This is a genomic window from Ruegeria sp. CK2 (genome assembly GCF_056536585.1).
In genome coordinates this window covers 1-24,768 of sequence record NZ_JBQFPW010000021.1, presented here as the reverse complement: position 1 = coordinate 24,768, position 24,768 = coordinate 1, and the positions used below count along the sequence as shown (strand labels likewise).

General features: G+C 58.1%; 20 protein-coding genes. 14 read left to right on the top strand and 6 right to left on the bottom strand.

Going from position 1 to position 24,768, the window contains the following annotated elements:
- Window positions 1-6: 6 nt before the first annotated feature.
- The 3 genes from ACR0BU_RS22510 to ACR0BU_RS22500 all read right to left on the bottom strand — a co-directional run bounded on the left by ACR0BU_RS22510 (window position 7) and on the right by ACR0BU_RS22500 (window position 2,990).
- Window positions 7-486 (bottom strand): J domain-containing protein, encoded by a 480-nt coding sequence (locus ACR0BU_RS22510; protein ID WP_480739129.1) that lies wholly within the window; start codon window positions 484-486, stop codon window positions 7-9.
- Window positions 486-2,111: a type IV secretory system conjugative DNA transfer family protein gene (locus ACR0BU_RS22505; RefSeq protein WP_480739130.1), complete on the bottom strand. Its 1,626-nt coding sequence runs from the start codon at window positions 2,109-2,111 to the stop codon at window positions 486-488. The genes ACR0BU_RS22510 and ACR0BU_RS22505 overlap by 1 nt, the downstream gene beginning before the upstream one ends.
- A 567-nt stretch (window positions 2,112-2,678) precedes the next feature.
- Window positions 2,679-2,990: a hypothetical protein gene (locus tag ACR0BU_RS22500; RefSeq protein ID WP_480739131.1), complete on the bottom strand. Its 312-nt coding sequence runs from the start codon at window positions 2,988-2,990 to the stop codon at window positions 2,679-2,681.
- A gap of 178 nt (window positions 2,991-3,168) precedes the next feature.
- On the opposite strand from ACR0BU_RS22500, the gene ACR0BU_RS22495 reads away from it, so the two are divergent.
- From ACR0BU_RS22495 to ACR0BU_RS22445, 11 genes are all read left to right on the top strand, one after another.
- A complete protein-coding gene (locus ACR0BU_RS22495) occupies window positions 3,169-3,642 on the top strand; it encodes a hypothetical protein (protein WP_480739133.1) in 474 nt (157 codons plus the stop codon).
- 103 nt (window positions 3,643-3,745) lie between these two features.
- Complete coding sequence (locus ACR0BU_RS22490) at window positions 3,746-4,099, top strand: hypothetical protein (RefSeq protein ID WP_480739135.1); 354 nt, start codon at window positions 3,746-3,748, stop codon at window positions 4,097-4,099.
- A gap of 16 nt (window positions 4,100-4,115) precedes the next feature.
- Window positions 4,116-4,334, top strand: a complete 219-nt coding sequence (locus tag ACR0BU_RS22485; protein WP_298938004.1) for a hypothetical protein — start codon at window positions 4,116-4,118, stop codon at window positions 4,332-4,334.
- A gap of 1,277 nt (window positions 4,335-5,611) precedes the next feature.
- Window positions 5,612-5,938: a hypothetical protein gene (locus tag ACR0BU_RS22480; RefSeq protein WP_480739137.1), complete on the top strand. Its 327-nt coding sequence runs from the start codon at window positions 5,612-5,614 to the stop codon at window positions 5,936-5,938.
- Window positions 5,935-6,387, top strand: coding sequence for a hypothetical protein (locus tag ACR0BU_RS22475; protein WP_480739138.1), 453 nt, complete (start codon window positions 5,935-5,937; stop codon window positions 6,385-6,387). Before ACR0BU_RS22480 ends, ACR0BU_RS22475 begins: the two co-directional genes overlap by 4 nt.
- Window positions 6,384-6,932 (top strand): hypothetical protein, encoded by a 549-nt coding sequence (locus tag ACR0BU_RS22470; protein WP_480739140.1) that lies wholly within the window; start codon window positions 6,384-6,386, stop codon window positions 6,930-6,932. Before ACR0BU_RS22475 ends, ACR0BU_RS22470 begins: the two co-directional genes overlap by 4 nt.
- Before the next feature lie 258 nt (window positions 6,933-7,190).
- Window positions 7,191-7,433, top strand: a complete 243-nt coding sequence (locus tag ACR0BU_RS22465) for a type II toxin-antitoxin system prevent-host-death family antitoxin (protein WP_480739142.1) — start codon at window positions 7,191-7,193, stop codon at window positions 7,431-7,433.
- On the top strand, window positions 7,426-7,842 hold the full coding sequence (locus ACR0BU_RS22460) for a hypothetical protein (protein ID WP_480739143.1): 417 nt from the start codon (window positions 7,426-7,428) through the stop codon (window positions 7,840-7,842). Before ACR0BU_RS22465 ends, ACR0BU_RS22460 begins: the two co-directional genes overlap by 8 nt.
- A 356-nt stretch (window positions 7,843-8,198) precedes the next feature.
- Window positions 8,199-8,393 (top strand): hypothetical protein, encoded by a 195-nt coding sequence (locus ACR0BU_RS22455; RefSeq protein ID WP_298937997.1) that lies wholly within the window; start codon window positions 8,199-8,201, stop codon window positions 8,391-8,393.
- Window positions 8,394-8,772: 379 nt separating this feature from the next.
- A complete protein-coding gene (locus ACR0BU_RS22450) occupies window positions 8,773-8,952 on the top strand; it encodes a hypothetical protein (protein ID WP_299082981.1) in 180 nt (59 codons plus the stop codon).
- A 449-nt stretch (window positions 8,953-9,401) separates the two neighbouring features.
- Complete coding sequence (locus ACR0BU_RS22445; RefSeq protein WP_008759072.1) at window positions 9,402-9,644, top strand: type II toxin-antitoxin system prevent-host-death family antitoxin; 243 nt, start codon at window positions 9,402-9,404, stop codon at window positions 9,642-9,644.
- Window positions 9,645-9,766: 122 nt separating this feature from the next.
- Here the strand turns inward: ACR0BU_RS22445 and ACR0BU_RS22440 are convergent, their stop codons facing one another.
- The 3 genes from ACR0BU_RS22440 to ACR0BU_RS22430 form a co-directional block, all read right to left on the bottom strand.
- Window positions 9,767-10,306: a hypothetical protein gene (locus ACR0BU_RS22440; protein WP_480739145.1), complete on the bottom strand. Its 540-nt coding sequence runs from the start codon at window positions 10,304-10,306 to the stop codon at window positions 9,767-9,769.
- The gene (locus ACR0BU_RS22435; RefSeq protein ID WP_480739147.1) at window positions 10,303-10,983 is read right to left on the bottom strand and encodes a division plane positioning ATPase MipZ; all 681 of its coding nucleotides are present in this window, start codon (window positions 10,981-10,983) and stop codon (window positions 10,303-10,305) included. Before ACR0BU_RS22435 ends, ACR0BU_RS22440 begins: the two co-directional genes overlap by 4 nt.
- A gap of 213 nt (window positions 10,984-11,196) precedes the next feature.
- Window positions 11,197-11,535: a hypothetical protein gene (locus tag ACR0BU_RS22430; protein ID WP_480739149.1), complete on the bottom strand. Its 339-nt coding sequence runs from the start codon at window positions 11,533-11,535 to the stop codon at window positions 11,197-11,199.
- A 758-nt stretch (window positions 11,536-12,293) separates the two neighbouring features.
- On the opposite strand from ACR0BU_RS22430, the gene ACR0BU_RS22425 reads away from it, so the two are divergent.
- The 3 genes from ACR0BU_RS22425 to ACR0BU_RS22415 all read left to right on the top strand — a co-directional run bounded on the left by ACR0BU_RS22425 (window position 12,294) and on the right by ACR0BU_RS22415 (window position 24,434).
- Window positions 12,294-22,004, top strand: a complete 9,711-nt coding sequence (locus ACR0BU_RS22425; RefSeq protein WP_480739150.1) for an AAA family ATPase — start codon at window positions 12,294-12,296, stop codon at window positions 22,002-22,004.
- Window positions 22,005-22,421: 417 nt separating this feature from the next.
- Window positions 22,422-23,162 (top strand): DUF2971 domain-containing protein, encoded by a 741-nt coding sequence (locus ACR0BU_RS22420; RefSeq protein WP_480739152.1) that lies wholly within the window; start codon window positions 22,422-22,424, stop codon window positions 23,160-23,162.
- 93 nt (window positions 23,163-23,255) lie between these two features.
- Window positions 23,256-24,434 (top strand): DUF3800 domain-containing protein, encoded by a 1,179-nt coding sequence (locus tag ACR0BU_RS22415; protein ID WP_480739154.1) that lies wholly within the window; start codon window positions 23,256-23,258, stop codon window positions 24,432-24,434.
- Window positions 24,435-24,768 lie beyond the last annotated feature (334 nt).

The window sequence follows — 24,768 nt, the reverse complement described above, 5'->3', positions numbered from 1 at the left end:
TTGCGCTTAGCGCCATCCATGCGCATTGCAGATGATCTCGTGCGCGCGGTTCACGACTTTTGCGTCTTCCGCATCACCACCCTGATCAGGATGCACGTGGCGCATTGTGGCACGGTACGCGGCCTTGAGCGCGGCGCGATCAAAGGTGCCGGGCTCCAGCTGAAGAATTTTGCAGGACACCTCATAGCGCGTGAGGCCGCGCCATAGATGTTCAGGTTCCGGTTCGGGCTCCGGTTCTTCCCACTGCCCCATTGCTCGCGAGCGGAAGGGGGCCGTGATGAGCCGCCACAGCGTTTTGCCTGTCCAACCCACCGCGACAAGAAGCGCGGTCCCGCTGTGATAGCCGACATAAGTGATGGCCGTGACCAGGACGATCCCTATGAACCAAAGCAACATGACAAGCAGTTCGGAAAGCGGCAGGACAATGCTCTCGAAGAACAGCATGAACAGTACCCAAAGTACGAAGATGATAAAAAGCGCATCCATCACACTGCCCCCACGCCAAAGAGCTTCAGTAGCCACAGGACGATAGGCGTTGCCATGATGCAGGCCGCAATGGGATGCGGTGCCATCCACCAGACCAGCATGTAATAAAAGCTGCCCCAATATCCGGCCCAATCATCCAGCAAACCGGGTTCGCTTGTTTTACCATTACGGTACGGGTTTGGATGAAACCGGCCCATCAGGCTCGGCTGCTTCCAATAGGGCGTCTTCTTGAGCATCATTGGCCACAAGCGCCCCATCAGCACGATTTGGTAACGCCCGCTTGTGCGCATCAGCTCTTCTGCCATCAGCAGCGGGCGCGCTGTGTGCGAGATCGTGCGCTCACCGCGCGCATTCGTGGACGCGGTTGCGACCGTACACTGACCCATGAGCGCCTGCGTATATTGCGCTGTCTGCAGATCGCCGACACCGAGGATTTGCATCAGCCCGCAATTGCTCACGAGCGTTTGCCAGTTCGTGCCGTAAAGATCAGCGACCTGACCGATATTCTGCCAGATCGTCCAGATACCGACATTGTATTTGCGCAGGGTCGCGAGCCAGTTCGGCAAACGGATGATCTTGCCGAGCGCTGCCACCTCATCGATCAGGAAGGTGACCCGCGATCTCGCATAAGGCTCGCGCTGCAGTTCCAGTATGGCGCAGGCCATCGCCAGCCGCGTGATCGCGGCATGGCTCTCTATATATTCGAGCGGCATGACGATGCTGATGACACCGCCTTTCCGGTTAGTGCGCCCCTTGAGTAGATCAAAAGACACATCACTGCGGCTGAGCGCATCGCGCACCAGTTGATCCGCCAGAAAGGACAAGTCTTGCTGGATTGTAGACATCACAGCAGAGAATTCTTCCTGTGCCTGCGCCTCGATGCGCTCCAGCTTGGAGGCTTCGTGCGCCGCCAAGTGCCCGCAAGCAGGGTTCGCCTTCATCGCAGAAATCAGCGCTTCCCAGCTATCAGCGTCCGCATACGCATATTCATAGAGCGTGCCGATATTCCGGCGCGCTTCCGGTTCTGCCGTTTTGATGTGGCCGATCATCGCGCGCTTGGCACTTGTTGCCGCATCCTTGAAATAGCTTGTATTGCCGCCCTCATTGCCCGCGCGCGGGGTGAGCATTTCAGCGAAGAGCAGCGTGTCTGCGGCAAAGGTCGGGCTTGCCGCATCCAGCAGATCGAGCGGGTTGAAACCGTCAGTCGGTAGGTTCCACGGCTTGCCCGTGAACATCGCAAACGGGTTGATGCAACGCATCTCCATGCCAGCACTGCGCCAGGCCTTGGAAGCAATCGCTGTATTCTCGCCGCCAGGATCAACCACGAACGCAAAGCGCTGTTGCAGTAAGTTTGGCAGGATCGCGCTCGTACCTTTGCCCGAACCCGTCACCCCGAAGGTGATGGCATGTGCGCCTTTGTAATAAACGCCGAGCCTGCCGGTCCAATCCCCGACGTAAAGACCGCCGCGACGAAACAAGCGCGAGCGGAACATATCCCAAACCTGGCACCACATGGCCGAGCCGTAGGTCGTCTTTTGCTCTTCTTCAAACCGCCAGGCGAGCAGAATCAGCAGCGCGAAGATCGCGATGCCGACACCTGCCCAAACTTCCCATGACCATTCCATTTGCTTGTCTCCTTAGTTGCGCGCAGGACGCGGGCGTGCGGACACAAGCTCTTCATTCTGATGGCAGCGTTGAAGAACACGGACTGGTCACGTCGCCTTTGCGTTGGTCACAGGCTGGTCACGGGCGGCGCTACTTGGCCTGACCGGTTGACGCAGGATGGTCAGATGTTGATCATCGGCCCCATTCAGCTTGAGAATTTTGTGTGGGGCGTTCATGGCGGAAAATAGCATTGCATCAGCGTTCGATACCAAAACGCGCGCGAAAATCAGGGCCGCGCTAAAGGCCTATATGAAGTCCCATCGCATCGGCGTGCCGACCTTGTGGGATCGTGTTCTCAAAGCCGATCCCAAGAAGCGCGACGTCTCGATGCCATCAATGCAGCGGCTCATCCGTGGCACGCACCACAGCAGCGAAATGTTGATGGAGATGAGCATGCAGTTTCTGACTGCTGAAGGAATCGATCTTCCCGAGGACCCCGATGATCCGCTCGCAGAATTTAAAAGGGCGTTCGAAGGTTTTTTCGTGCCCGAAGATGAACAGCAAGCTGAGCAGCCATGGCGCGCGCGTTACCTCGGCTTGTTGCTGTCGATCCAACGGGACATCAGATTGCGATCGCGAAAGCACTCGTCTGGAATGGCGCTGCGCTTGATCCGGGCGATGCGCTCGGCAAAGGCCACCTGCTTTGAGCTCGGCCGGGTATCGTGTACGCGGGGCGTTGTACGTTGCGTATCGATCCACTGGCTGAGCGCTTGGCGATCCTGCTGGATTTCCCAAGGCAGAACCACATTCTGTTGCTCCGCGAGTTTACGTGCATAGGCGAGTTGCTTAGCCGTGGCTGGCAGCGCGGTTTGAGATTCCGAAATGGCAGGTGCAGACATCGGTATTTCTCCTTCAGCAGCATTGCTTCATTGTAGAACAAACCGGGTTCAAAGGCAATCATATAGTGTCTATAGGATTCCGTCGTACCACATATGGTATTGCTGGGTGAAAGTGAGAGGAGGCTTCTTTTGCTGTGTCCCTAATCCGGGGACAAAGACAACCAGCGAGGATACTCCCATGAAAATCGAACTGAAAAACATCAAATTCGGGGCCTTCGCCTCAGAAGAGACCAGCTGCTACACCGCCAGCTTGTATGTTGATGGCAAAAAAATCGGAGAAGTCTCCAACGACGGTAAGGGCGGGTGCGATCTCTTCAGGGGCGATCATGCCGCCTACAAGGAGGCTGATACCTGGTGCCGACAGAACTTGCCCAAATGGTCACTGCCCGAGTTTTCCGACGAAGAGCACGAAACAGATCTTGAGCATCACTGCGGCAGTCTTCTGGAAACATGGCAATACACGAAGGACTACAAACGGCTGATCAAGATCAAGGTTCTTTTCATCTTTCCCGACAAGCCCGGCGTTTATGAGATCAAACACCGAGGCCAGGCTGAGCGGGTTGTTGAAAAACTCCAAGCGCAGCACCCCGGAATCCGGATCCTGAACACGCTGCCACTGGATGAAGCCGTGGCCTTGTTCCGAAGCGCGTAGACCGTCGCGGCCGATTTCTGACCTTGCCCCCAACTCCGAGAGGAGAAGGGGGGTCTTTTGCTGTGTTGTGACCCGATTGGGGTCGAAACAACGGGAGAAACCCATGCAAATCACTTTCAATCGCTCGATGATGGACGGGAAAACAGAACCAACAGACGGACATTTGTTTCTTATCTATCACGAGGCGCGAGCGTTTCCATTTGTTGCCCACGCCATAGCCGGCGGATACGCGATTTCTCACCTGTTGTCCGGTCGACGCGTCGAAAACTGCACAGCGAGTGTTACCGAACCGGTGACACTAGACGAAGCAATCTCTGGATTCCGGGCGCGGGTCGATATTGGAGCTACCCAGCTGGACTACTTGGAAGAGAAAGCCTCAAACTTACCGGGCGGGGCAATCGCCCCGCCCGCGCTAAAGCAAAATCTGGCAATCCATCCCAATACACCTTATGTTTGATTGAGAGAATAGACCCATGAGCGACCTTGATATGACAGCAGCGGAACAGGCACTTGCAGACGACAGAATGCGCGCTGAAATCGCAAAGCTGATTTCTGAGGCTTCAAAGTTGAATGCTGAAACCTCAAGAATTTACACGGAATCCCGCTGGTATCCTATTGCGGTGGGCACTGGCTTTGCCGGTGTGCTGCTAACTGCTGGCGTCGCAATGGCAAAGCTGTTTTTCGGCGCATAACCCTGAACTCCCCCGTGACTAGCCCTGCATTGCGCAGGGTTTTTTTTGGCGTATCGCAGGCCGGGCGGCGGGTCTGGTAGTCCTGTAGCTGAGCGGGACAGAGCGCCCCGCGCAGCCAACAGGACGGGTCGCTTCGCTCTGAGCGCCCGCAAAGCGCACGCGGCCGCGAGTTATCCGGTCGTCGAGATTACACCGCTTTCGGCAAGACTGCCGAAAGCACTTTCTCCCAGGGTCGAAATCCCAACAACTGGATAACTCGCGGCCTGCGCAAACGAAGACGCGTCCCCCAACAGATCATACCTGTACCAAATCCCGGCCGGGTAGGGGTGTCCCGCGCCAACCCGGCCCCTTCGGGTCCGCATCGCCGCAGGACTGGCGCTGCCGCGCATCCTTCGTGTCGGTGGTGGGAAACTTTCTCCAATATTGCGCCAGTTTGGTTCCATTAGCGGATTACAATTCAACAGGAATTTTGTGACTGATGGTGGCGTTTTCTTGTCTTATGAGGTTGGGGGTAATATGCGCAAATCCCGCCGCCACAGGCAGCGGGACCGGTCGCTACTCGGATGCCGGTTGCACCGGCATCCGACCCGAACCAACCAGACGCGATCTCCCTGCGGCCCGGGAGCGGTGAAATCTGTCTCATTCGAGCCAGCTTTAACCGCGGCCGCAAGTCGCCTGCATCAGGTTGTTTCGGCCCATAAAAGGTAACGCGATTCCCTCGTTTCTCTCGGCCTTTCGCAATCGACTTTGGAGATCCGCGCGCCAGGCGCGCGGCTCGCAGATATCCAATGGACGGGGCAGGGGCTCAACGCGCCAGGGCGCACTCACCCCAGCCCCGACATTATCATGATTGGCTGAGCAGCCCGCCAGACGCGGGCTGCGGCGCTTGTTTCCCCGACGGTTCGGGGGGGCGAACAGGTCTCGTAACCGATCCCGGCGGGCTGGAGGGCGCAATTGGAGATCCGCGAAAACGCGGATCACATCTTCTTTCTTGTACGCCTCAAGCAAAAAAACGGCTTTTAGCCCCTTGGGCCAAACTTTCCGTTTTTTAGCCTGACCAACCCGGCGGAATCCGTTTCGGACCTCTTCCATCGCCCCCCACTCCCGTCCGGGAAAAACGCGGATGGGGCAGGGGGAGAGGACAGGCCAGCAGGCCGTTACCTTGGCCTGCTGTGCTCATAACGAAACGCAAGCGGCCAGGCCGGGCGACAGCAGCAACCGCATCACGACAAAGAGGAAAGGCGACTGCGCCGTGGAAGACACGAAAGGGTAACGACATGGCATTCCAAAACGACACAAACACAGGCCGCGTCAAAAAGATGGTGGACACCCTGCGGCTCATCGTGAAATCCGCCACCTCGAACAGCGCCGATACTGACGCACTGGCAGATATGTTGAGTCCCCTTACCGACGAGCTGGCCGGACTGGGCGTTCTGCCACCTGCAGTCCAGATGACAGAATCGCAGCCGCCCAAGGTCGCCGCCCAGGCAGCGGGTCAACGCGCCGCACTTATCCTCGCCGATCAGGCATCGCTGAGAGAACTGATGGCTTCGCTCATCGGGCGGCTGGATGCCCATGCGCACCGTTTGGAGGAAACGCCATGAGGTTCAAGATGTGGTCCCGTTTTGCCTTCGAAGATACACCGCGCAAGCGCGCCGCCCTGCGTCGCAAACAACAGAAGGAACGCGAGGCTCTTCCATTATTGGCGGATCAGATCTCTGAGCAACAACCAGGCGAAGATGAGGTCATGCGCAAACGCGCAGTGGATTGGGAACGTCAGGAGAAAAGCAGCCGAAAACAACGCGCCGATAAATGGCGTGAGGCCCGGTGCCGGATGGCGGCCCATTCTTCCAACGAAGCCGCCGCCCTGCGCCAGGCGTGGAACTGTGCGCCGTACCCAGCTGATCCAGTCTACCTGCTGGATTTTCTTCATGGGTATTCTATCGGGCGGTTCACACTTGATACCTTGCCCTTCGACCTTAACCCGTCAGATCCGCATGGCGTCCGTAAGCACCAGTTCGAGATATCCGTTCCAAAAGGCCCAATCACATGACTGCAAAATCCACGGCACTTACACGGAAGGCCACGCGCATCTGGAGATCAGCCCAGCTTTATGTCGGGTTTCATCGCGACAAGAAGGGTAATAAGCGCGACTCTGCCAAAGTCTGGCCGCCTAAGAATGCAAGTGCAACCATCCATCCAAACCCGGCCGAACAGGAGGCTTTTGTTGTTCTGAAATCAACCGGCAACAGTTTGTCAGGTGATGTCCAGGTCAAGTTTCTGTCTGACAAGATTATCGCGCGGCGAGATACCGATGAAGGTTGGCTGGGTGTGCAGATCGAACCCATGGCCGTTGTGGTACAGATTGCAGACCGGACACGGATCAAGGTTTGGTACGATGGATCTGTTACACGCGCGACGGCGGAGGACCGCACCACAATCGAACTAGATGGATCCGTGTTCAAGCGCACTGAGTTCGCACAGGCCTACATGTCGGGTGACGGTACAGAAGTGGGCACCGAAACCGCCACGCACAATGCTTCGATCACAGAGAGCGGAGTGCAATCCTCGCTCGATGATGACTGGCAGACGGAGTGAGCGAGTATGGCGTAACCAATAAGCGGTGTAATAGAAATTATGTTAAAAAACTGGAAATCCCAACGACCCGAAAACCATTCAACAGCTGACAACGGGTGGTGAAACTGAGGTCAGCCATCTGGCTGAAATCCGCAAATGGACGGGCGATCAACTGACTTACATGCCACCTTTGGGGATGATTTTGTGATCTTGCCGAAGATGGTTTGATCTTGTCTAATATACAAAAGTTTTGTATATTACGTATTATTGAAGGTCGCGATGAAACAATTCCCATCTACAGATATCACGCGCAAATCCGGAGAGATCCTCGAAACTGCATTACGCGGCCCTGTCGCTATCACGAAGTATCGTCGCGCAAAATATGTCCTGATGAGCGCTGAGCATTACGAAAGGCTGACCAAAGGCAGAGATGGCCGTGAGGTGTTTGAGTTGGACACCGTACCAGACGGTGTGCGTGAAGAAATGCTGACTGCTATTGATGCTGAGTTGAGCCGTGATTGATCTTCCGAAGTCTGGCGAGGCTTTTGACTACCCATATCTATGGTCTTGGCAGGCTAACCGCGGCGAGTCAGAGGGATGCAAAGAGCGGCCAAGTTGTGTCGCACTGGTTGTCCCGCTACGATCCGGCCGCCATCGTGTCTACATGCTGCCGATCACCACTAAGGAGCCGACTGCGGATCAGGTGGCTGTGGAAGTTCCGCGTACCGAGGTGCAACGTGCGGGCCTTAGCCGGAACCTATCGCAGTGGGTCATTCTCTCTGAATGGAACCGCGAGATTTTTGAAACATCTTTCTACATCTCTGAGATCGGAACGGGTCATAGTTTTAGCCGCATCTTCTACAAGAAGCTGATTGCAAAACTGGGTGAGGAATTGAAAGCAGGTCGGGTGACCACCGTCGAAAGAGAATAAGGCTGCGGTCAGCTTTTTTTGCTGGTCAGATCGCACTTTTCAATTACAACCCGCAACTGTTGCAGGTCAGGCCAGTCGCATCATTTGCACGTTGCGCCTGGCGGATCCCGTGCCATTCGTGCCCGGCTGTTAACCTGGCCCGCGCCGGGCGCGGCCCAGGGCCGGGCGGCCCACCCCCACACGGTCTTGTCATTATCCCACACGGGTAAAGGACTTCGCGCCGCGCAAGCGCGTCGCTCGCACGCCGCCTTCAGCGGTCCTCGACTCGGCGTGTCCAAATGTCCGCGACCGTGCAGGGCGGGCGAGTTCGCTTTGCTTTCAGACGGTTTTCAACCTATATTCAAAGGAGATCATCAATGAGCATGAACGACATGACCGAAGCCGAAGTCAAACTGACAGATGAGAAACTACGCGCTGAAGTGGCGAAGCTGATTGCTGAAACAAAACAGATCGGCGTCAATACCTTCTTAGCACCGTTTCTGGCTGCAGCTGCGCTGATCGGTGCCACGACGGCAATCACGGCAGCAATATTGAACTTCATCGGAACCTGACAGTTTGCGGCCCCTCGGGGCCGCTTTTCTGCGTTTTCGCATGATGTTGGGCGATCGCCTGTTTCAATTTGAACCCACAACCGTTGCAGGTCCGGCCAGTCGCATCATTTGCACGTTGCGCCAGTCGGATTCCGTGCCATTCGTGCCCGGCTGTTAACCTGGCCCGCGCCGGGCGCGGCCCAGGGCCGGGCGGCCCACCCCCACACGGTCTTGTCATTATCCCACACCGGTAAAGGACTTCACGCCGCGCAGGCGCGGCGCTCGCACGCCGCCTTCAGCGGTCCTTGACTCGGCGTGTCCAAATGCCCGCGACCGTGCAGGGCGGGCGAGTTCGCTTTGCTTTCAAACGGTTTTCAACCTATATTCAAAGGAAATCATCATGAGCATGAACGACATGACCGAAGCTGAAGTCAGACTCCAGGACGATAAGATGCGCGCCGAGATCGCAAAGCTTGTCGCGGAAACGGCCAAGATCAATACTGAGAACCGTTGGTATCTCTTGATTGTTGGTGCCGCGTTCTTCGCCGGTGCTGCAGCGTTCACCAAGCTTTTTCTGTGAGAGTTTGCGGCCCCTCGGGGCCGCTTTTCTGCGTTTCCGCACGATGTTGGGCAGATCGCCTGTTTCATAACAATTGAAAAGACCTGCTGTGCGATTGCACCGCGCGACCGGTGCGCAGCTAATGGCTGCGCAGTCGTCGAGGGGGTGCCCCCCTTCGATACCCCCCGGTTCGGAGACATCCTAGAGCCGAAATTTCCTCCGGAAGATTTCGGGCCAGACTTTCAGAGGTTGGGTGCCGGGGCCGCCCAGGCGGCTCCAATTGCTTAGAAACGCCGGAATGTGTCGAGAGGATTTTCTTCAGATGCTACGTAGCCGCTTTGACGGGGAGCAGCTGAAACCGGACCTGCTGCTCCTAAATTTTTATATAACTTAGCTAAAATACCCATTGTTAAGCCGCTCGGCGTATTGTGTATATTAGCTAAATTAGCTGAAACCAAGAAAGGAATACGATGCGACAGTTTTCTGCAACAGACCTCGCCAATAAGACGGGTGATGTTCTGGCTATCGCTGCGCGGCAGCCCGTCGCCATTGCTCGCCACGGAAAGCGCCGCTTTGTGGTTCTGTCAACCGAGGAGTTCGAAACTCTGCGTCTTGGCAAAGACAGCCGCTCCGCACATCATGTTGATGACCTGGATGATGACGAGGCTGCGCGTCTTGTGGCCGAGTTAGAGGCCAGCATAAGCAATGACTGACAACGGCGCGCCGAAGATCGGGCAGGTTTGGCGTTATCCGTTCCTGTGGAAGCACGAAGCAGACGCCGGTCATCTTGACGGGCAAAAGCAAAGACCGACAGCCGTCTCCCTGTTAACAATGCCTAGAAACGTCGGAATGTGTCGAGAGGATTTTCTTCAGATGCTACGTAGCCGCTTTGACGGGGAGCGGCTGAAACCGGACCTGCCCCCGCCGCATCTGTGGTTGGCTTGTTTGATGGCTTTGGTCGCAACAGGCGGATGACATTGCCAAGCGCAAGTATCCCGGTCGAGACGATCAACACCCATGGCAACAGCCAATCGGAGATCGCCACGCCCGCAATTAACCACGTTGTCAGATCGGATTCTGTTAGAAACTTGTATTGTGGCCCGGTGGCCTGCACCGTGAGACCGCCCTCGATGTTCGGCCAGTATCGGAACAACACAAAAGCGGTGAGCAAGCCCAAAGCATCGCGGGTTCCTTCGGACGGCGACCAGACGAGGCAACAGGTTATTGCTTCAACGCCCCAGAAAAGAGCGAAGATGATCACAAGAAGATAGGTCAGTTGAGGTAGCCCGAACCGGGTCTCGACCGCGGTGACTGCGGAGATCGCGACCATCCAGAGGATCGCGGGGCGCAGTATCGCGGAGAGCAGGTCCTTCATGCCGCATGTGCTGTGCCGTAGATCGCGGCCAGCCCTTGCAGAAGCGCCTGCGCATTTTGATGCGCCGACGTTAGTGCGGGCGCAGGTGGCAAATCCTGCAACAGACATCCTTCGCTGAATATCTGGCGGTAGGCGTCTTTTTCCAGAACGGGTGGATCCAGCACCGGGAAGCCTTGATCCGTCAGCTGATCGCCAATGCCTTTTTGGGTTCGCGACTTGATCGCGGCCGGAACCCGCGTTGGAACAATCACGTTTGGTCGAGCCCGGCCGGTACGGGTTTCCAGCTTGGTGAGAAAGGTCCGAACCTTGGTCGCCTCATCGTGATCGAGGGCGGAATATTGCATCGGGATTAGAACCAGATCGGCTAGCTGAACGGCCAGCGCCGATCGCGCGTTTTCTGTGCCTTCCGTATCCAGCAAAATGAACTCCGCCTGCCCGGATGCCTTCTCGATATTGCTCTCCAATTCGGAGCCTTCCGGATCGGTGTCAACGATGACGGGAATCCGCTTCGCCAGGTCCGAGCGGTTCACCCAGTTCAGCAACGGTGTGTTTGGATCGCCATCGATGAGCGCGACGGTTCCGCCAAGCCGCACAATCTCCCCGGCGAGGATTGCGATGAGTGTTGTTTTCCCTGCACCGCCCTTGGTGCTGGCAGTGGCCCAGACATGTGCGCTCAAAGTTCGCTTCCTTTGTTATCGCCCTGCGTCGTGGTCAACGCATCAGCGGGTTGATGTGCGGTGCGATTGCACCCCCTTCGAACCCCCCGGTTCGGGGATATTGGAGAGCCGAAATTTCCTCCGGAAGATTTCGGGCCAGACTTTCATAGGTTGGGTGCAGGGGCCGCTCAGGCGGCCCCAATTGCTGAGAAACGTCGGAAAGCGGTCGCGCTGTCACAGCCCTGCCCCTTTCTTATCGCCCCGTGCTGTTGCCAAAGCTTTGGCTGCTTCGCGCAAGGTGCGGTTCATGGTCCAGTCGTTGGCGAGCGCTATGTCGTAGAGGTAGGCTTTGATTTCGACATCGATGCGGTGATTGAAGGGTTCGGTCCCGGGTTTTCTCCGCCCCTTTAGTGAGCGAACCGGTGAGGACTTCGGCTTCGGATTGGCTGTGGCGGTCTTCGGCTTGGCGCCCGGGCCGAGTGCGGGGTCCTCTTTGGCAGGCCCCTCTTCTGATCTGGCGGCGTCTCTAATATTTTGGAGGGCGTTTTCGAACGCGCCCGGTTGTCCGGCCATGAGCGTTTCCCTTCGTTCCGGTAAAGTGCAAAGGCAATTGCCTGTTGATCATCCAGATAACATCAGGGCTAGTTGCACTACGTTTGCCAATGTAACCAACTGGCAAAATACCGGGCAATAGCAATCGCAATAGCCAGCAACTATCAAGTTATAGCCCAGATAAACAACTGGGCATAAAGACTGGTAATGCCAGTTCTTATGCCCTTCTGGTTGAGGGGCCAGAAGGTGTTTTGCACGTGTGATGGGGCTCAGGTGAGCCCCTGAGCGCGCCGTAGAGCGGGCTTAACGGGGGTCCGTGGCTCCCTGCTCCCTGCCAAAATAAAGAAACCGCGCTCAGTGGCCCGGATATCGCGCCTTTGGCGATTTCTGCAGGCCGCCCCAGACGGCCATGTTTGCCATAGGCGCCGGCGTTCCGGGTATGTGGCTGTCGTTCCGGCCAGGACAGCCAGCGCGCGAGCGCTGAAAGCCCTGCAGTCGGAAGGCTGCCAGTGCAGCGGGGCAGATCAATGCCCTGCCCGTCCTGTCTGGCACCAGCGCCGCACAGCTAGCACCTCGCGATGTCGGTCGATCTGAGAGGGTCGGTGTCAACTTCGCCTTTGGCACTTCGTGGCAAATCTGGGGCTCACCGCTGGAACAGGGCTCTGAAAAGGGCCGCAGCCAGTTGAAGGAAGCTATCCGAAATGATTTTGTGAGAAATCAACATAAGCACGTTTACGTATGAGATTGACATCTCATACAGGCGGTGCTCCAATCCCCCCATGGCGGTCTATTATTTCAACGTCAGCATTTTATCCCGCGGCAGCGGAAACGGAGCCATTGCCGCCGCCGCCTATCGGCATGGCATCAAGGTCAAAGACGTCACGACAGGCAAAACCTTTGATTACACCGGGAAAGACGAAATAGCTCATACCTGGATCGCAGTTCCAGAGGATGCACCCGACTGGGCAAAACAGCGCTACCTGACATTTCTCGGTGACAGCCCGGAAGCCCGTGCCGAAGTAGCCAAGGTCTCGACAAGGCTGTGGGAAGACCTGACCCTCATCGAGGTTCACAGCAAACACTCCCGTCGTGACAGAGCCCGGCTTTCCCGTAGCGTAACTTTTGCGCTGCCGTTGGAGCTGAGTTTTGAAGAGAAAGTAAGGCTGAGCCGGGAGTTCGTGGAGCGCAGTTTTGCAGAGCGCGGCATGATCGCAGATTGCACGTTCCACGATCTCAAGGACAACCCGCATATCCACGTAATGGCCAGTATGCGGGATCTCGGACCCGATGCGTGGGGCAAAAAGAATATGGCATGGGACAATAAATCCCTGCTCCGCAGCTGGCGGATGGAATGGGCAAATGTGGCCAATACAGCCCTGGAACGGGCGGGCCTGCACCAGCGGATCGATCACCGTACGCTGGAAGAACAGGGCATTGAGCTGAAGCCCGACAGCTACAATCCGCATGTCGCCGAGCATGCAGAACAGTCCGGCGATCTGGCCCGGGAGAAGGACCGTATCACCCAGGTGCGGCGCGACAATGCGGCCTACCTTCGTGCCAATCCCGAGCATGTGCTTACCGTGGTTTCGGCGAAGGCCACGATCTTCTCCGAGCAGGATATTGAAAACGAGTTCAAAAGGCGGCTCGATGATGCCGGTCAAGATGAGGTCAGGTCATTGGTGAATACTGCGATGGCGTCGCGGGAACTGGTGGAACTGGACTGCACGATTGAGGATAGGAAGGGTGAAGAATGGCCCGGCCTGACCACACGGGCTCGGGCCTACAGGGAGCGCAATCTCGTTCTCGATGCAAAGGTTCTGTCGCGTCAGTCGCTCGATGTGGATGGGTCCGACCGGCTGGATCTGCTGTCCGAGGGTCTCCGGGAGACGCAGCGCAATGCGGCGCTGGAGATGGTCAGCCCGGATCGGTTGTCGCTGGTTACTGGCTACGGTGGCGTGGGAAAGACTTACACCATCGGGGAGGCCGCAAAGGTCTGGAAAGCCCGCGGGTATGAGGTCCTGGGTGGGGCAATCTCGGGTAAGGCCACACAGGAACTCTCCACAATACCGGAGATGGCGATCGCCAGCCTCGCGGCCTGGGAGGCTCGCTGGGCCCGGGGCGCTCTGCCCGTACAAGGCAAGTTTGTCTTCTTCCTCGACGAAATTGGCATGGTCGGGGGTGATACGCTGGTGCGGGTGCTCAAGCGGGTCTCGGACATGGGAGGCAAGCTGATCGTTTCGGGTGACGGCGAGCAGCTGCAGCCGGTCATGGATTCAAGCATCGTGGATGCTCTGCTGGAAGTAAAAGACCCGGTGCTGATGGACCAGATCGTGCGGCAGAACAACGAAGACGATCTGAAAGCGTCCTGGCAGTTGGCACAGGGCGGGAAACATATAGATCAAGCGCTCGATCATTACCATGGCGCGGGCCATATCCACTTCCTGGAAAACAACGAGGAAACCTTTGCAAAGCTGGTCCAGGGGTATTTCGATGCACCTGTCAGTCATAGCAATGAGCGGATAGCAGGTGCGGTGTCGAACCGCGACGTATGGGCGCTGCAGGATTTGCTGCGCGCCGAGGCAATCAATCGCGGCGTGCTGGGGGAGCGGGAACAGGAACTGGGAGAGATCATTCGGATCGATCACCGGGGTCTTCGCGATGTGCGCCTGACCCACCCCCTTTTGGTGCGGGAGGGCGAGCGGCTGATCTTCACAGCCTCCCATCGCGAACTGGGCATCCCGAAGTCCAGCATGGGTACGGTGGTGGCAATGCCCTACAAGGCGCTGGATATCCTGCTTGATGGCGCCGATACCCCGGTGCGGGTGCACCTGGAGGCGTTCAACAGATTCGATTACGCCTACGCGGCAACGATCCATAAAATGCAGGGCATGTCGAAAGGACGAGTACATATCTTGGCGCATCCCCGGATGAATCGCTACCTGGGCAACGTGGCGATGACACGGCATGAAGAGGGGGTGGATCTCTACGTATCGGAGGCCCGGATCGAGACACTCGAAGACCTGAAGGATCTGTTCGGTACCAAAAGCCACCTGTGGATCGACGGGTCCGAGGAACCAGACGAGATCCGGCGTGCAGGTACCGGGTTGGTGGAAAGTGGGCTTGCGAAGGACCGACTGGATCTCATACCCGTCAGCGAGACCGTGCAGAAGCTGGTTCGGGAAAGGTTCATTGGCGATCCACATCTGTCAGGTATAGCCTCGCGCGTGGGCGGCCTGCTTTCGGCGGAATTCGTGGACGGGGACCCGATCCTGGAAGAGGACCCGCAAGGTTATGCGCAGGATCCCTGGCGCGTCATCGACGAGATGATGGAACGGCAGGCGGTGTTCCGGGCGTCGGATATTGCAGATGTGCTGTCGCAGATCACCAAGGACCCGGAGACCTTCTTGCGGCTCTTCAAGCAGGCGATGGAACATCCTGACCTGGTCATCCTCGATGAGGGTGGCCGCAATGGTGAAGGACGAATCTACAGTACGCGGACGCAGGTGGCCCAGGAAATGAATGTCCTGGATCGTGGTGTACGGTTGTCGCTGCTGGAACATCTGCCTCATGCAGGAAAAGCCCGGTCGAAGGCCTTCGGCCAATCCCTGCACGGAATTGGGGAAGAAGCGCTCCTGTCAGCCGAAATCCAAAGCTCCGGTCTGACTCGGGAACAGGAGGCCGCATTCCGGTCCGCGATCGATCAGCCGGGGCTGAGTCTTGTCAGCGGCCCATCGGGATCCGGCAAGACCCGGGTTGCAGGGGCGCTGGCGCGGGCCTACCGCGCGGCGGGAGTGAAAGAGGTCAATGCGATCGCACCCACGAGCGCCGGCGTCGACCGGTTACGACGGGCCGGAGAAAGTGGGGCGATGAGCATCCGCCAGTTCGAGGAGCGGGTCGCAGACGGGCGGATTGCGTTGATGCCGCGCAGCGTGATCGTGCTCGACGATGCCGGTCTCGTAGGAGCGGAAACAGCGGATCGCCTGATCGGCCTTGCAGAAACTCATGGCTCCAAGATCGTGGCGCTGCGGGATACGCACCAGTTTGCTGCCCTGGAGGCCAGCCCGGTCTTCCGGATGTTGGAGGATCGGGTTGGTGGGCACCGTCTCGGGGACAGCCTGCGTCAGGTCGATCCGGTGCGCAAACAGTTGCTGGAAGCGTTCCGGCAGGCCCCGACGGGCGTTCCCGGCGATCCGCAAGGGGAAGGTCCGGCGGAACGGGGTCTTTCCGGGCTCATGACAGAAAGTGTGTTCCAGGCGGGAGAGACAAGAGTCCTGGCGCTGGCCCGAATAGCGAAGGATTATGTGCGCGACGCGGTGTCCTCGAAACTCGTGGTTGCCCAGGCCCGGGCGGATGTGAATGAGCTCAACAGGCTGATCCGTGAGAACATGGATGCGCGTTATCCCGAGCGAACGATAACGGCCAGCCCGTTCGGAAATAGTAAGGAGCTTGCCGAGGCCCCGATCGGCTCGATCGCGGCTCTGCGCCCGGGGGATCGGATCCTGCTCGCGGGCGGGTACTTCGGGGCCAATCTGCCCGCCGGCAGCGAGGGCGAGGTCCTGCGCCATGATGACAACGGAGTTGCGCTGCTGATGGCCGCGCCCGACGGGACGGAGCGGCATCTGACCTTCTCGGTGGAGGATCGGGATTTCCGCTATCGCTTCGGCTTTGCCTGCACGGTGCATGGGGCTGCTGGCAGGAGCCACGGGTCGGTGCATGTACTGGCCACCCCGGGCATGACCCGTCATGTGCTGGATGCGGCGATGTCGTTGCACCAGACCGCGCTGAACGTGGTTCTGCCGGTGCCGGAGGACAACCTGGGGCGTGCGGTGCGGGCCATCCAGCGGAAGGACGGGACCGGCCGGGGTGCGCTGGATTACGGGTTCGATGTGTCGCTGGCGGCGAGGGAAGCACTGCGGGGCCAGGCGGTGGAGCTGCGCGAGGATGCGATCGTTGAGGGCGCGGAACGGCTGGCGCTCTGGATGGGGCCGGAGACGGTCAGAACCGAGACAGGTGTTCCGGAAATATCGACTCCGGATATGATCGGGCTGACAGACGTGCCCCCTGTCCGCGCCCTGCCCCATGGCATTGGCGGCGAAGCAATGGCGGAGCTGATCGGCGCGCAGATTCTTGAAACAGGGGCCGGGCCGACAAATGCAACGCGCAGCGCACTGACCGATATGGTGCGCCATGTCGCCGAAGAAGATGGCTGGCAAATCCTGCGCAGACGCCTGCCGCCCGGGGCGGAAGCGCGCGCCGACCAGCTGGCGCTGGACCGGGCCGGTTCGGGCAGCGACGGACGCAGTCTGCCGGCAGCGCTGGTCCTTGCGCGCGGGGCGGTTGCCGCGGAAGCTCTTGGGGAAGATGACCTGGCAGAGCGGTTCCAGCGTGGTCTGGATCTCTATGGGGCGCGTGCCGAAGAAGCCCGGTGGGGACCGGGTATCGAAGGGCTTGAGCCGCGCCTGGTGGATGACCTGCCAGATCCGTGGTCTCAGGCCCCTGCCCCAGTGTTGGAGAGCCCTGCCAGTGCGGAGATCCGCGCGGCGAACGCGGCGTTCCTGCGGGCACATCCCGAACACATGCTGAGCCTCGTTGCGGCGGAACGGGCGATCTTTACGGAGGAGGAGATTGTCCGTTCCGCCCGTTCTTATCTCGAAGCGGGTCGCGGAGAGGCGCGGGACCTGGCTGAGCTGGTGCTCGACATGCCAGAAGTGGTGCAGATCGCGCAGACAGGACCCGGTGGACAGGCGCAATACAGCACCGGCGCGCGCTCGGCGGTGGAGATGGACCTGATCTCCCGGGGTGTGGCCATGGCGACAGACAGGTTTGATGTGGATGAACAGGCCCATCTCGATCTGTTGTCCCCCAGCCTGACAAAAGGGCAGCGCCCGGGAGCGCTGGCGATGCTGGACGCAAAGCGGCTGACCCTGGTGACAGGCGATCCCGGAGCGGGCAAGAGCTACGTGATCGGCGAGGCGGCCAAAGTCTGGCAGGCGCGCGGCTACGAGGTGATCGGCGGCGCGTCATCCGGCCCGATGACCCAACAGCTGGCCACGGATGTAAGACATCTGGATGTTGCGACGCTGGCGGCCTGGGAGTCGCGCTGGGAGCGGGGCTGGCGGCCGGCATCGGGCCGGTTTGTCTTCTTCATGGATGAGGCCGGTATGGTGGGTGGCGACACCTGGGCGCGGGTCCAAAAGCGGATTGATGCGCTTGGCGGTAAGCTGGTCGCCGTGGGTGGCCCGGGGCAGCTGCAGCCGACCAGCGAAAGTAGCGCACAGTTGGTTCTGATGGATCAGGAGCAGATCGGGTTCACCGCGATGTATGAGGTGATCCGGCAGGAGAACCATCTCGAACGCCATGCCTCGAAACAGCTGGAAGAAGGCGGCAGCGAGGCGATCAGCGCGCTGCGGTTTTACCATGATAAGGGCGATATCCGCTTTACCGAAGATGTGTCTGGAGCCATCGCACAGATCGCTGAGAGATATTTCGAGCGTGGCGCACCTGGCAAGCGGATTGCGCTGGCCTATACAAACAGGGATGTCTGGGCCCTGAACGCGGCGTTGCGATCGGAGGCGGGTCAGCGCGGTGAGTTGCAGGGTCCGGAGCGGGACTGCGGCGAGATCGTGCGGATCCTGCGGGACGGAGAGCGGGAGCGGAAAATCCACCTGCCGCTGAAGCTGCGCACGGGCGATCGCATCATGTTCACGGCGAGCCATCGCGGGCTGCGGATCCCGAAGTCGAGCTTTGGCACGGTCCAGGCGATCCGGGCGCAGCAGGTGGACATACTGATCGATAAGCATACCCGGCCGGTTACGGTCGATCTGAAGGAGTTCAGCAGCTTCGACTATGGCTATGCCACCACGGCTCACAAGTCCCAGGGCATGTCCAAAGACTATGTCTATGGGCTTGGCCACGGCTATATGAACCGGCATGTGCTCACCGTAATGGCGACCCGGCATCACCAGGCGTTCGAGCTGTATGCTCCGAAAGACCGGCTGGAGGACATGGCTGCGCTGGAGGCCGCAATGCTGCGCAGCGCATATCTGCGGTTGGACGATCCCGATGCGGATCCGACCAGCACTTCCCTGTCACCTCGCCGGTCTTCACCCGGGCTGGCCACCCCAGGGGTGGTTGAGCCCCGTGCCGATCTGCTGCCGGAAGACACTCCGGCTCCCGTTGTGGCCTTCGAAGCGGATGCGCATCTGTCGGGGGTTGCCAACCGGATCAGCGGGCTGCTGAAGGCGGAGTTCACACAGGGGCAGGAGTTGGTCGGTGAAGATCCATGGGGCTATACGTCCAGCCCTGCAAAAGTGGTGGATGATCTTCTGAAACAGCAATCAGACCTGCGCGCGGCGGATGTGGCAGGTGCGCTGACCCGTGTCACCCAACATCCCGCCACCTTCCTGCGCCTCTTCCGCGAGGCGATGCAGCATCCGGATCTGATCATTATGAGTGATGAGGGAATCGGTGGTGAGGGTCGGATCTACAGCACAAAATCACAGGTTGCCTTCGAGGCGGGTGTTGTCGATCAGGGCCTGCGGCTGGGGCTCAGTACCCATCTACCGGGGCGGGATGTTAAGGCTCCTCGCCCGGATGGTGCTCTACTTGACCAGCTTGGCCGCCGGCAAGGACTGGACGAGCAGCAGGCGAAGGCGCTGCGCGATGTTGCAAACGGGTCCCGACTCAGCCTTGTTCGGGGCGGGTCCGGCTCCGGTAAGACAAGGCTGGCAAGCATGCTGGCCAAAGGGTATCGCGAGGCCGGGTCCGATCATGTCTATACGCTCGCCCCCACCGGAGCGGGGCTTGGGGCCTTGCGGGAGGCCGGAGAGCGGCGGGTGTTCAGTGCGCGTCACTTTACGGAACTGGCATCGGCAGGTTCCGAGGGGGCTGATCCTATGCTGTCGCTCACAGCGGGCAGCATGATCGTACTCGATGACGCGGGCCAGCTCGATGCGGAAACCGGCAAACGTCTTTTTGACCTGGTAGAGAAGAGCGGTGCGCAGATGGTGATGCTGGCGGATCCGGAACAACCCGGTCCGTTTGGGTCAGGGCCGGTCTGGCAGATGCTGGAGGCGCGCATGGGATCGATCGCGCTCGGGGAGAGCCACCGGCAGAGCGATCCGGGGCTCGCGAAGGCACTGGCGGATCTGGCAGCACCGGAGCAGGGCGAGCGGGCGGCGCAAGGACTCAAAGCGTTGGAAGCAGCAGGTGTATTCCAGGCTGGTGGCACCTCACACGCGACGATCGAGACCCTTGCGCGGAACTATGTGACAGATGGCTCCGAAACAAAGATCGCACTGGCCTGGTCGGGTGCCGAGGTACAAAAGCTCAACACGGCAATCCGCGCGGAGCTGGACGAGATCATGCCGGAGCGGGCGGCATTCAAAAACACGGCGCAGCATACAGGATCGGTTGCGGCCTTGCAGGTTGGGGACCGGATTACCCTGACGGAATATTACGATGCTGCGGCACTGGGGCCCGGCAGCATCGGCGATGTGGTATCGCGGGATGCGGAGAGTGTTCGGATCCGGCTGCGCAGACCTGGCGGCGCCGAAAAGGAAGTTGTGTTCAAGGGTGAGGATGAGGCGTTCCGGTACCGCTTTGCCTTCGCAAGCACCGTGAACGGGGCGCGGTGTCAGGGCCATGGGTCCGTGCATCTGCTGGTCAACCCGGCCATGAGCCGTGAAGTTCTGAACTCGGGAATGGCGTTGCATAAGGACCGGCTCAACGTGGTGGTGCCAGCCAGCGAAGACCGGCGCATCTCCGTTGTTCGTAAGATCCTTCAGACAGACGGACGGGCGCGGGGGGCGCTGGATTACAGCTTTGATCCTGCGCTTGCGATGCGGCAGGCTGCGCGCGGTGAAGCCCTGCGGTTGAAAGGGTCTGATGGACTGCCAGCAGGCATCGGTGCGGAAGCAATCGGTGAGGTGATGGCGGGTGCGATCCGCGAGACCGGTACAGCTCCGGCTCCGGACGTGCGGCACAGGCTCGACGGTTTTGTCAGGCATGCCATTCGGCTGCAGGGAAAATCCAGCCTTCGACAGCGCGGTACAAAAGACATTCTGGCGCGCGCGGAGCGTCTGGCGCTGGCCACAGCCGGACCGGGGCGTGATGGCAAGGCCATGCCTGCGGCCCTGGTGCTGGCCCGGGGGGCGGAACTGGCAGAGACCCGGGGCGAGGCTGATCTTGCCTCTCACTTCCGCCGCGGTCTCGCTCTCTATGCCAAGCAGGCGCACATTGTCCGCGCTGGCCCCGGCATTGAAACGCTCGAGGCTCAGGTGGTCGAGCAGATTCCGAACGCCCCCGAGGCCCCGGCACAGACGCGAACATTGCCTCCCTATGCCCGACGCGGCGGGTCACCTATCCGGCTTCCGTCACCCCGACGGCTCTCCAATCTCATCCCGAACAGCGAAGCCGCCGCAGCGCGGGCCGTGCTTAAGGCGTTCGTGCCGTACAGATCCCGGGGGCCCGGCTTTGTCGAAAGTTTTCTCAAGGCCTACAAGGAAAACAGTCCCCGGATGACGGTTGACGACCGGGCCACGCTGACACGCAGCGCTGACGGCACACTGGTGATCGATACCGGCCAGCCATTGATTGAGGAGCCTGCACCCGTGCGGGAGATCCCACAGTCAACCGCGCCCGCTCGCCCTGCCCCGCCGCGGCTTGGGCACCTGGCTCGCTCGTTGGCTTCTGCTGTCACGCAGCATATCGACGGCAAAAATCCCGTGCATCAGCGCGCCAACCTGCGTGGCGATCTCCGCAGTTTGCTGGCCGACGGTGCTCGCTTTGCCCCGGACGATCCAGAGAAGGTCGAAGCGGCCGCGCATGAAATCGCGCGCCGTCGGCATATCAATGCCGTCAAGCTGGACGTCATCGATATGGTTCTGAAGGAAAGCGGATCCAGAGAAAAACGGGATGACCACTATACTGTCAAGGCGGTCCACCGAGGCAAAAACCCGTTTGATTTTCTCAACTCCAAAAACGCCGCCAGGTACGACAAAGTCTTGCAGGCTCGCCTGCAAGACATGGTCCCGTCAGATTATGAGGCAACCAATACAGACCGCGCGATCGCCCGTGCCACGGCTTTCCTGCCAAAAGACCTTCCCGAAAACACACGAGATCTGGCCAAAGCGGTCGTGCGCGCGACCGTAATCGAGCCCCTGCCCGATCCGGATGAGTTGCGCAAGGATCGCCTGTCTGTTCTGGAAGAGCTGTCCAGTGGCGCTGAGCCGCCGGAAAATCGCAGGAACGCCCTGGCTGAAAAACTCTACAAGGTGTTTACAATCCGGGAAATCGATCAGCTGGTCAAACACAACACTGTACCACCACGCGGGATTGATGTCGCGCCGCAGGGTTCGTCAGGGTTCAAAGGTGCGCTGCGGTTACTCTTCCAGCAGGACAAAATCAACGCAGCCCCCTGGGGGGACCATCAGGATGCCATCAAGCGGGATATGTTCCGGGTTCCAGGTAGAGGACGTGGTTTTGAGTGAGACCTAAGCGGGCCAACAGAGTTGTAACTGTTTTCCACTGCGGAGAAACGTTTGTCGAAAGCACAACCGGCAACTAAGCATGACCTCATCGAGTGAGTTATCACAAACAACTAGGAAACCAGAACCTCGTCTTCGGAAACCCACTCTTTGCCTATCATCGTCGCTGCAACCGCATTCGGATCGTCAGAGTAGATAACCAACGCTAGACTCTCCCCGGCACGGGTACAGGTGACATAGAGTATTCGACAGAAAGGCCACCAAGCGGACCTTCGCTGCGGTTGCATGATCAATCATACCTAACGGCATCTTTCGTCTATAGACCTTTTTCAAAGATAGCCCAATCGCGGTCTAGACCTTGGCAGCCTGCGAAGACAATATCGGCTACGCATGAAGGTTAAACGATGGAGCGAGTGGCCATTGGACGAAAATGTAGATGGTGAAGGCATCATTGGAGAAGGCCTTCGTTCAAGCACAAGAATTTACAGAACCGTGTCGTTTAAAAGACTTGAGGAGATTCTAGTTGAAAAGAGAAACACACTTGTTCACCCTTCAATATGGCCCGACACATTCGAGGACTTGTTAGGTCAATCCACATTTTACAATCACACGAGACTGATAGGTAAACTCGGAAATGCACATAGGTTTTTCGGTCAGTGCTGGACTTTACACACCGCATCGGATGCAATTTGGCAAATTTACTCAAAGGGAAATGATGGGTTTAGAATACGCACAAACGTTGGCAAGCTGGTCAAGTCTCTGAAATTGAAAGTCGATTTCCCGGCGGTAACTTGCCACATTGGGAAAGTAAAATACTTGAATGATAGAGAGCTAGTTGATTGGGGGCGCAGACACTTCAGATCCCCAGGCCAAAGTTTACATGAGGCTACGGCAGCCTCTTATATGGTTAAGCGCAAAGCCTTCAAGCACGAGAAAGAAGTTCGGCTTGTTTACTATAGGACCCGAGCGGACCAGGAAGATAAACTGTTTAGCTATTCTATTGAGCCAAATGATTTGATTGACCAAATCATGATCCATCCACAGGTTTCTGTCGCTGAATACAAGGAATTGAAAAGGGAACTACAAGCTCTCGGTTTTAACGGCGCGATCAAAAGATCGCTGCTCTACGCGCCTCCTAAGGACTTTAGATTCCACTTGTAGTGTCTCAACACTCGCCATGTCGATTGGTCGGCTAAGATGACGTGACTGCGTTGTAACGCGGTCGTACGTGTCCCGGCGGCTGGCGCATCTTGCGTGAACGAAAACCGCGCAGAACAGTTAGAGAGCATTAAACTACCGATAGAAACCGTTCACAATTGGCTGGCAGATCGGTTTCCGTTCTTTTTGGGTTTGACGATAACCGAAAGCAGAGTTGAAGAAGTTCCATCGAGGAGTACTGCTTTGCATATATTCATTGACGAGTCTGGGACATTCACTGGTTACGGCGCAAGCAAACCAGCCGTTTCCACGCTGGGCGCTCTAATTATCGCCTCACACCGTTTACCCAAACTAGTTAGAAAATATAAGCGGCTCCGCGCAAATCTTCCGCAGCGCAAGGGAGAAGTCAAAGGAAGCCTTCTCAATGAATCGCAAGTTGCATCGGTCATCGACATACTGTGGAAAAACGGTGCTTTGTTCTGTGCTTCAATGATCGATATGTCAGTGCATGCGGCCGAAGATATTGCGCAACATCGAACGAACCAGATTGCCAGCCTTGCTGCAAACCTCAGCAACGGGCACACGCAAGAGCTCAGAGATGGCATTGCTGAGCTGCAAGAAAGAATGAAAGGGTTTTCTGATCAATTATACGTTCAGGGAGCTGTTACAATCGATCTGCTCAATCAAGTTATGCAAGATATGATTGTCTATCACTGCCAACGCTTCCCCAAGGAACTGGAAAAATTCCATTGGGTTGTGGATGCGAAAGGCACAACGGGGATTACAGATTGGGAAGACTGGTGGTCAAAGACGCTCGTCGTATGGCTTCAATCGATGTCACTGAACAAGCCCGGAGCATTGCTTCCAGGCGGCGACTATCGCCATTTTGGCCGTTTTATCATTGATGACATCCCTGAATATCTCCGAGATGTCGCGCCTCCTGTTGATCGAAAATACGGTGCGGGCGTCGATCTCCAGAAGATGTATCGTGAGAGCTTCAGATTTTCGAGTGAGCCAGAGCCCGGGCTGGAATTGGTAGATATTGTTACGAACGCGCTACGTCGTGGTCTTGTCGGGAATTTGAGAGAAGCGGGTTGGCTTCCGTTACGCGGTCTTATGGTTCATAAGAGCCAAGTTTATGTAAGCCCCGTGGGCTTTCTACCGCCTGGTCGGAAACTAACCCAACCGCTGCAAGGCCGAATGAACAAGTTTCGTACGGGAGGGCGTATCATGGCTACCGCCAATCTTAGATGGCCAGACCAAACAGACAGCTAGGGCACTCAATGGACCGCCAAAGCTCAAAATAGAACTTTGGCTTCACCCTGAGCATAGGTCTGCTTTGCTGCCGACTGCATCCTCAACATCCAAATCGCTTGGGAATGTTCGGCCCACATTGTGCAGTCATTGTCTGCTTTCGGCAGAAAGCAGTCCAATGCAACTGCGGTAGCCAGGGCAAATAGCAAAGTCGGCTATGGGCTCATTCGATCTGTTGGGGCATGTCGCAGAGAACGGCAGCAGCGAGCCCATAGTTCCGAATGCTGCGAGGTGTATAGATGACCTCTTTGCCATGGTCAGTGACAAAGGCGGGCCAACCTCATCTTCTTGCTGC

Excerpts from the sequence above, each read along its gene's own strand:
- ACR0BU_RS22465 (WP_480739142.1), top strand. The coding sequence starts at position 7,191 with ATGAAACAATTCCCATCTACAGATATCACGCGCAAATCCGGAGAGATC.
- ACR0BU_RS22500 (WP_480739131.1), bottom strand. The coding sequence starts at position 2,990 with ATGTCTGCACCTGCCATTTCGGAATCTCAAACCGCGCTGCCAGCCACG.
- ACR0BU_RS22505 (WP_480739130.1), bottom strand. The coding sequence starts at position 2,111 with ATGGAATGGTCATGGGAAGTTTGGGCAGGTGTCGGCATCGCGATCTTC.
- ACR0BU_RS22495 (WP_480739133.1), top strand. The coding sequence starts at position 3,169 with ATGAAAATCGAACTGAAAAACATCAAATTCGGGGCCTTCGCCTCAGAA.
- ACR0BU_RS22475 (WP_480739138.1), top strand. The coding sequence starts at position 5,935 with ATGAGGTTCAAGATGTGGTCCCGTTTTGCCTTCGAAGATACACCGCGC.
- ACR0BU_RS22440 (WP_480739145.1), bottom strand. The coding sequence starts at position 10,306 with ATGAAGGACCTGCTCTCCGCGATACTGCGCCCCGCGATCCTCTGGATG.
- ACR0BU_RS22485 (WP_298938004.1), top strand. The coding sequence starts at position 4,116 with ATGAGCGACCTTGATATGACAGCAGCGGAACAGGCACTTGCAGACGAC.
- ACR0BU_RS22490 (WP_480739135.1), top strand. The coding sequence starts at position 3,746 with ATGCAAATCACTTTCAATCGCTCGATGATGGACGGGAAAACAGAACCA.
- ACR0BU_RS22450 (WP_299082981.1), top strand. The coding sequence starts at position 8,773 with ATGAGCATGAACGACATGACCGAAGCTGAAGTCAGACTCCAGGACGAT.
- ACR0BU_RS22455 (WP_298937997.1), top strand. The coding sequence starts at position 8,199 with ATGAGCATGAACGACATGACCGAAGCCGAAGTCAAACTGACAGATGAG.
- ACR0BU_RS22480 (WP_480739137.1), top strand. The coding sequence starts at position 5,612 with ATGGCATTCCAAAACGACACAAACACAGGCCGCGTCAAAAAGATGGTG.
- ACR0BU_RS22445 (WP_008759072.1), top strand. The coding sequence starts at position 9,402 with ATGCGACAGTTTTCTGCAACAGACCTCGCCAATAAGACGGGTGATGTT.
- ACR0BU_RS22510 (WP_480739129.1), bottom strand. The coding sequence starts at position 486 with ATGGATGCGCTTTTTATCATCTTCGTACTTTGGGTACTGTTCATGCTG.
- ACR0BU_RS22470 (WP_480739140.1), top strand. The coding sequence starts at position 6,384 with ATGACTGCAAAATCCACGGCACTTACACGGAAGGCCACGCGCATCTGG.
- ACR0BU_RS22425 (WP_480739150.1), top strand. The coding sequence starts at position 12,294 with ATGGCGGTCTATTATTTCAACGTCAGCATTTTATCCCGCGGCAGCGGA.
- ACR0BU_RS22430 (WP_480739149.1), bottom strand. The coding sequence starts at position 11,535 with ATGGCCGGACAACCGGGCGCGTTCGAAAACGCCCTCCAAAATATTAGA.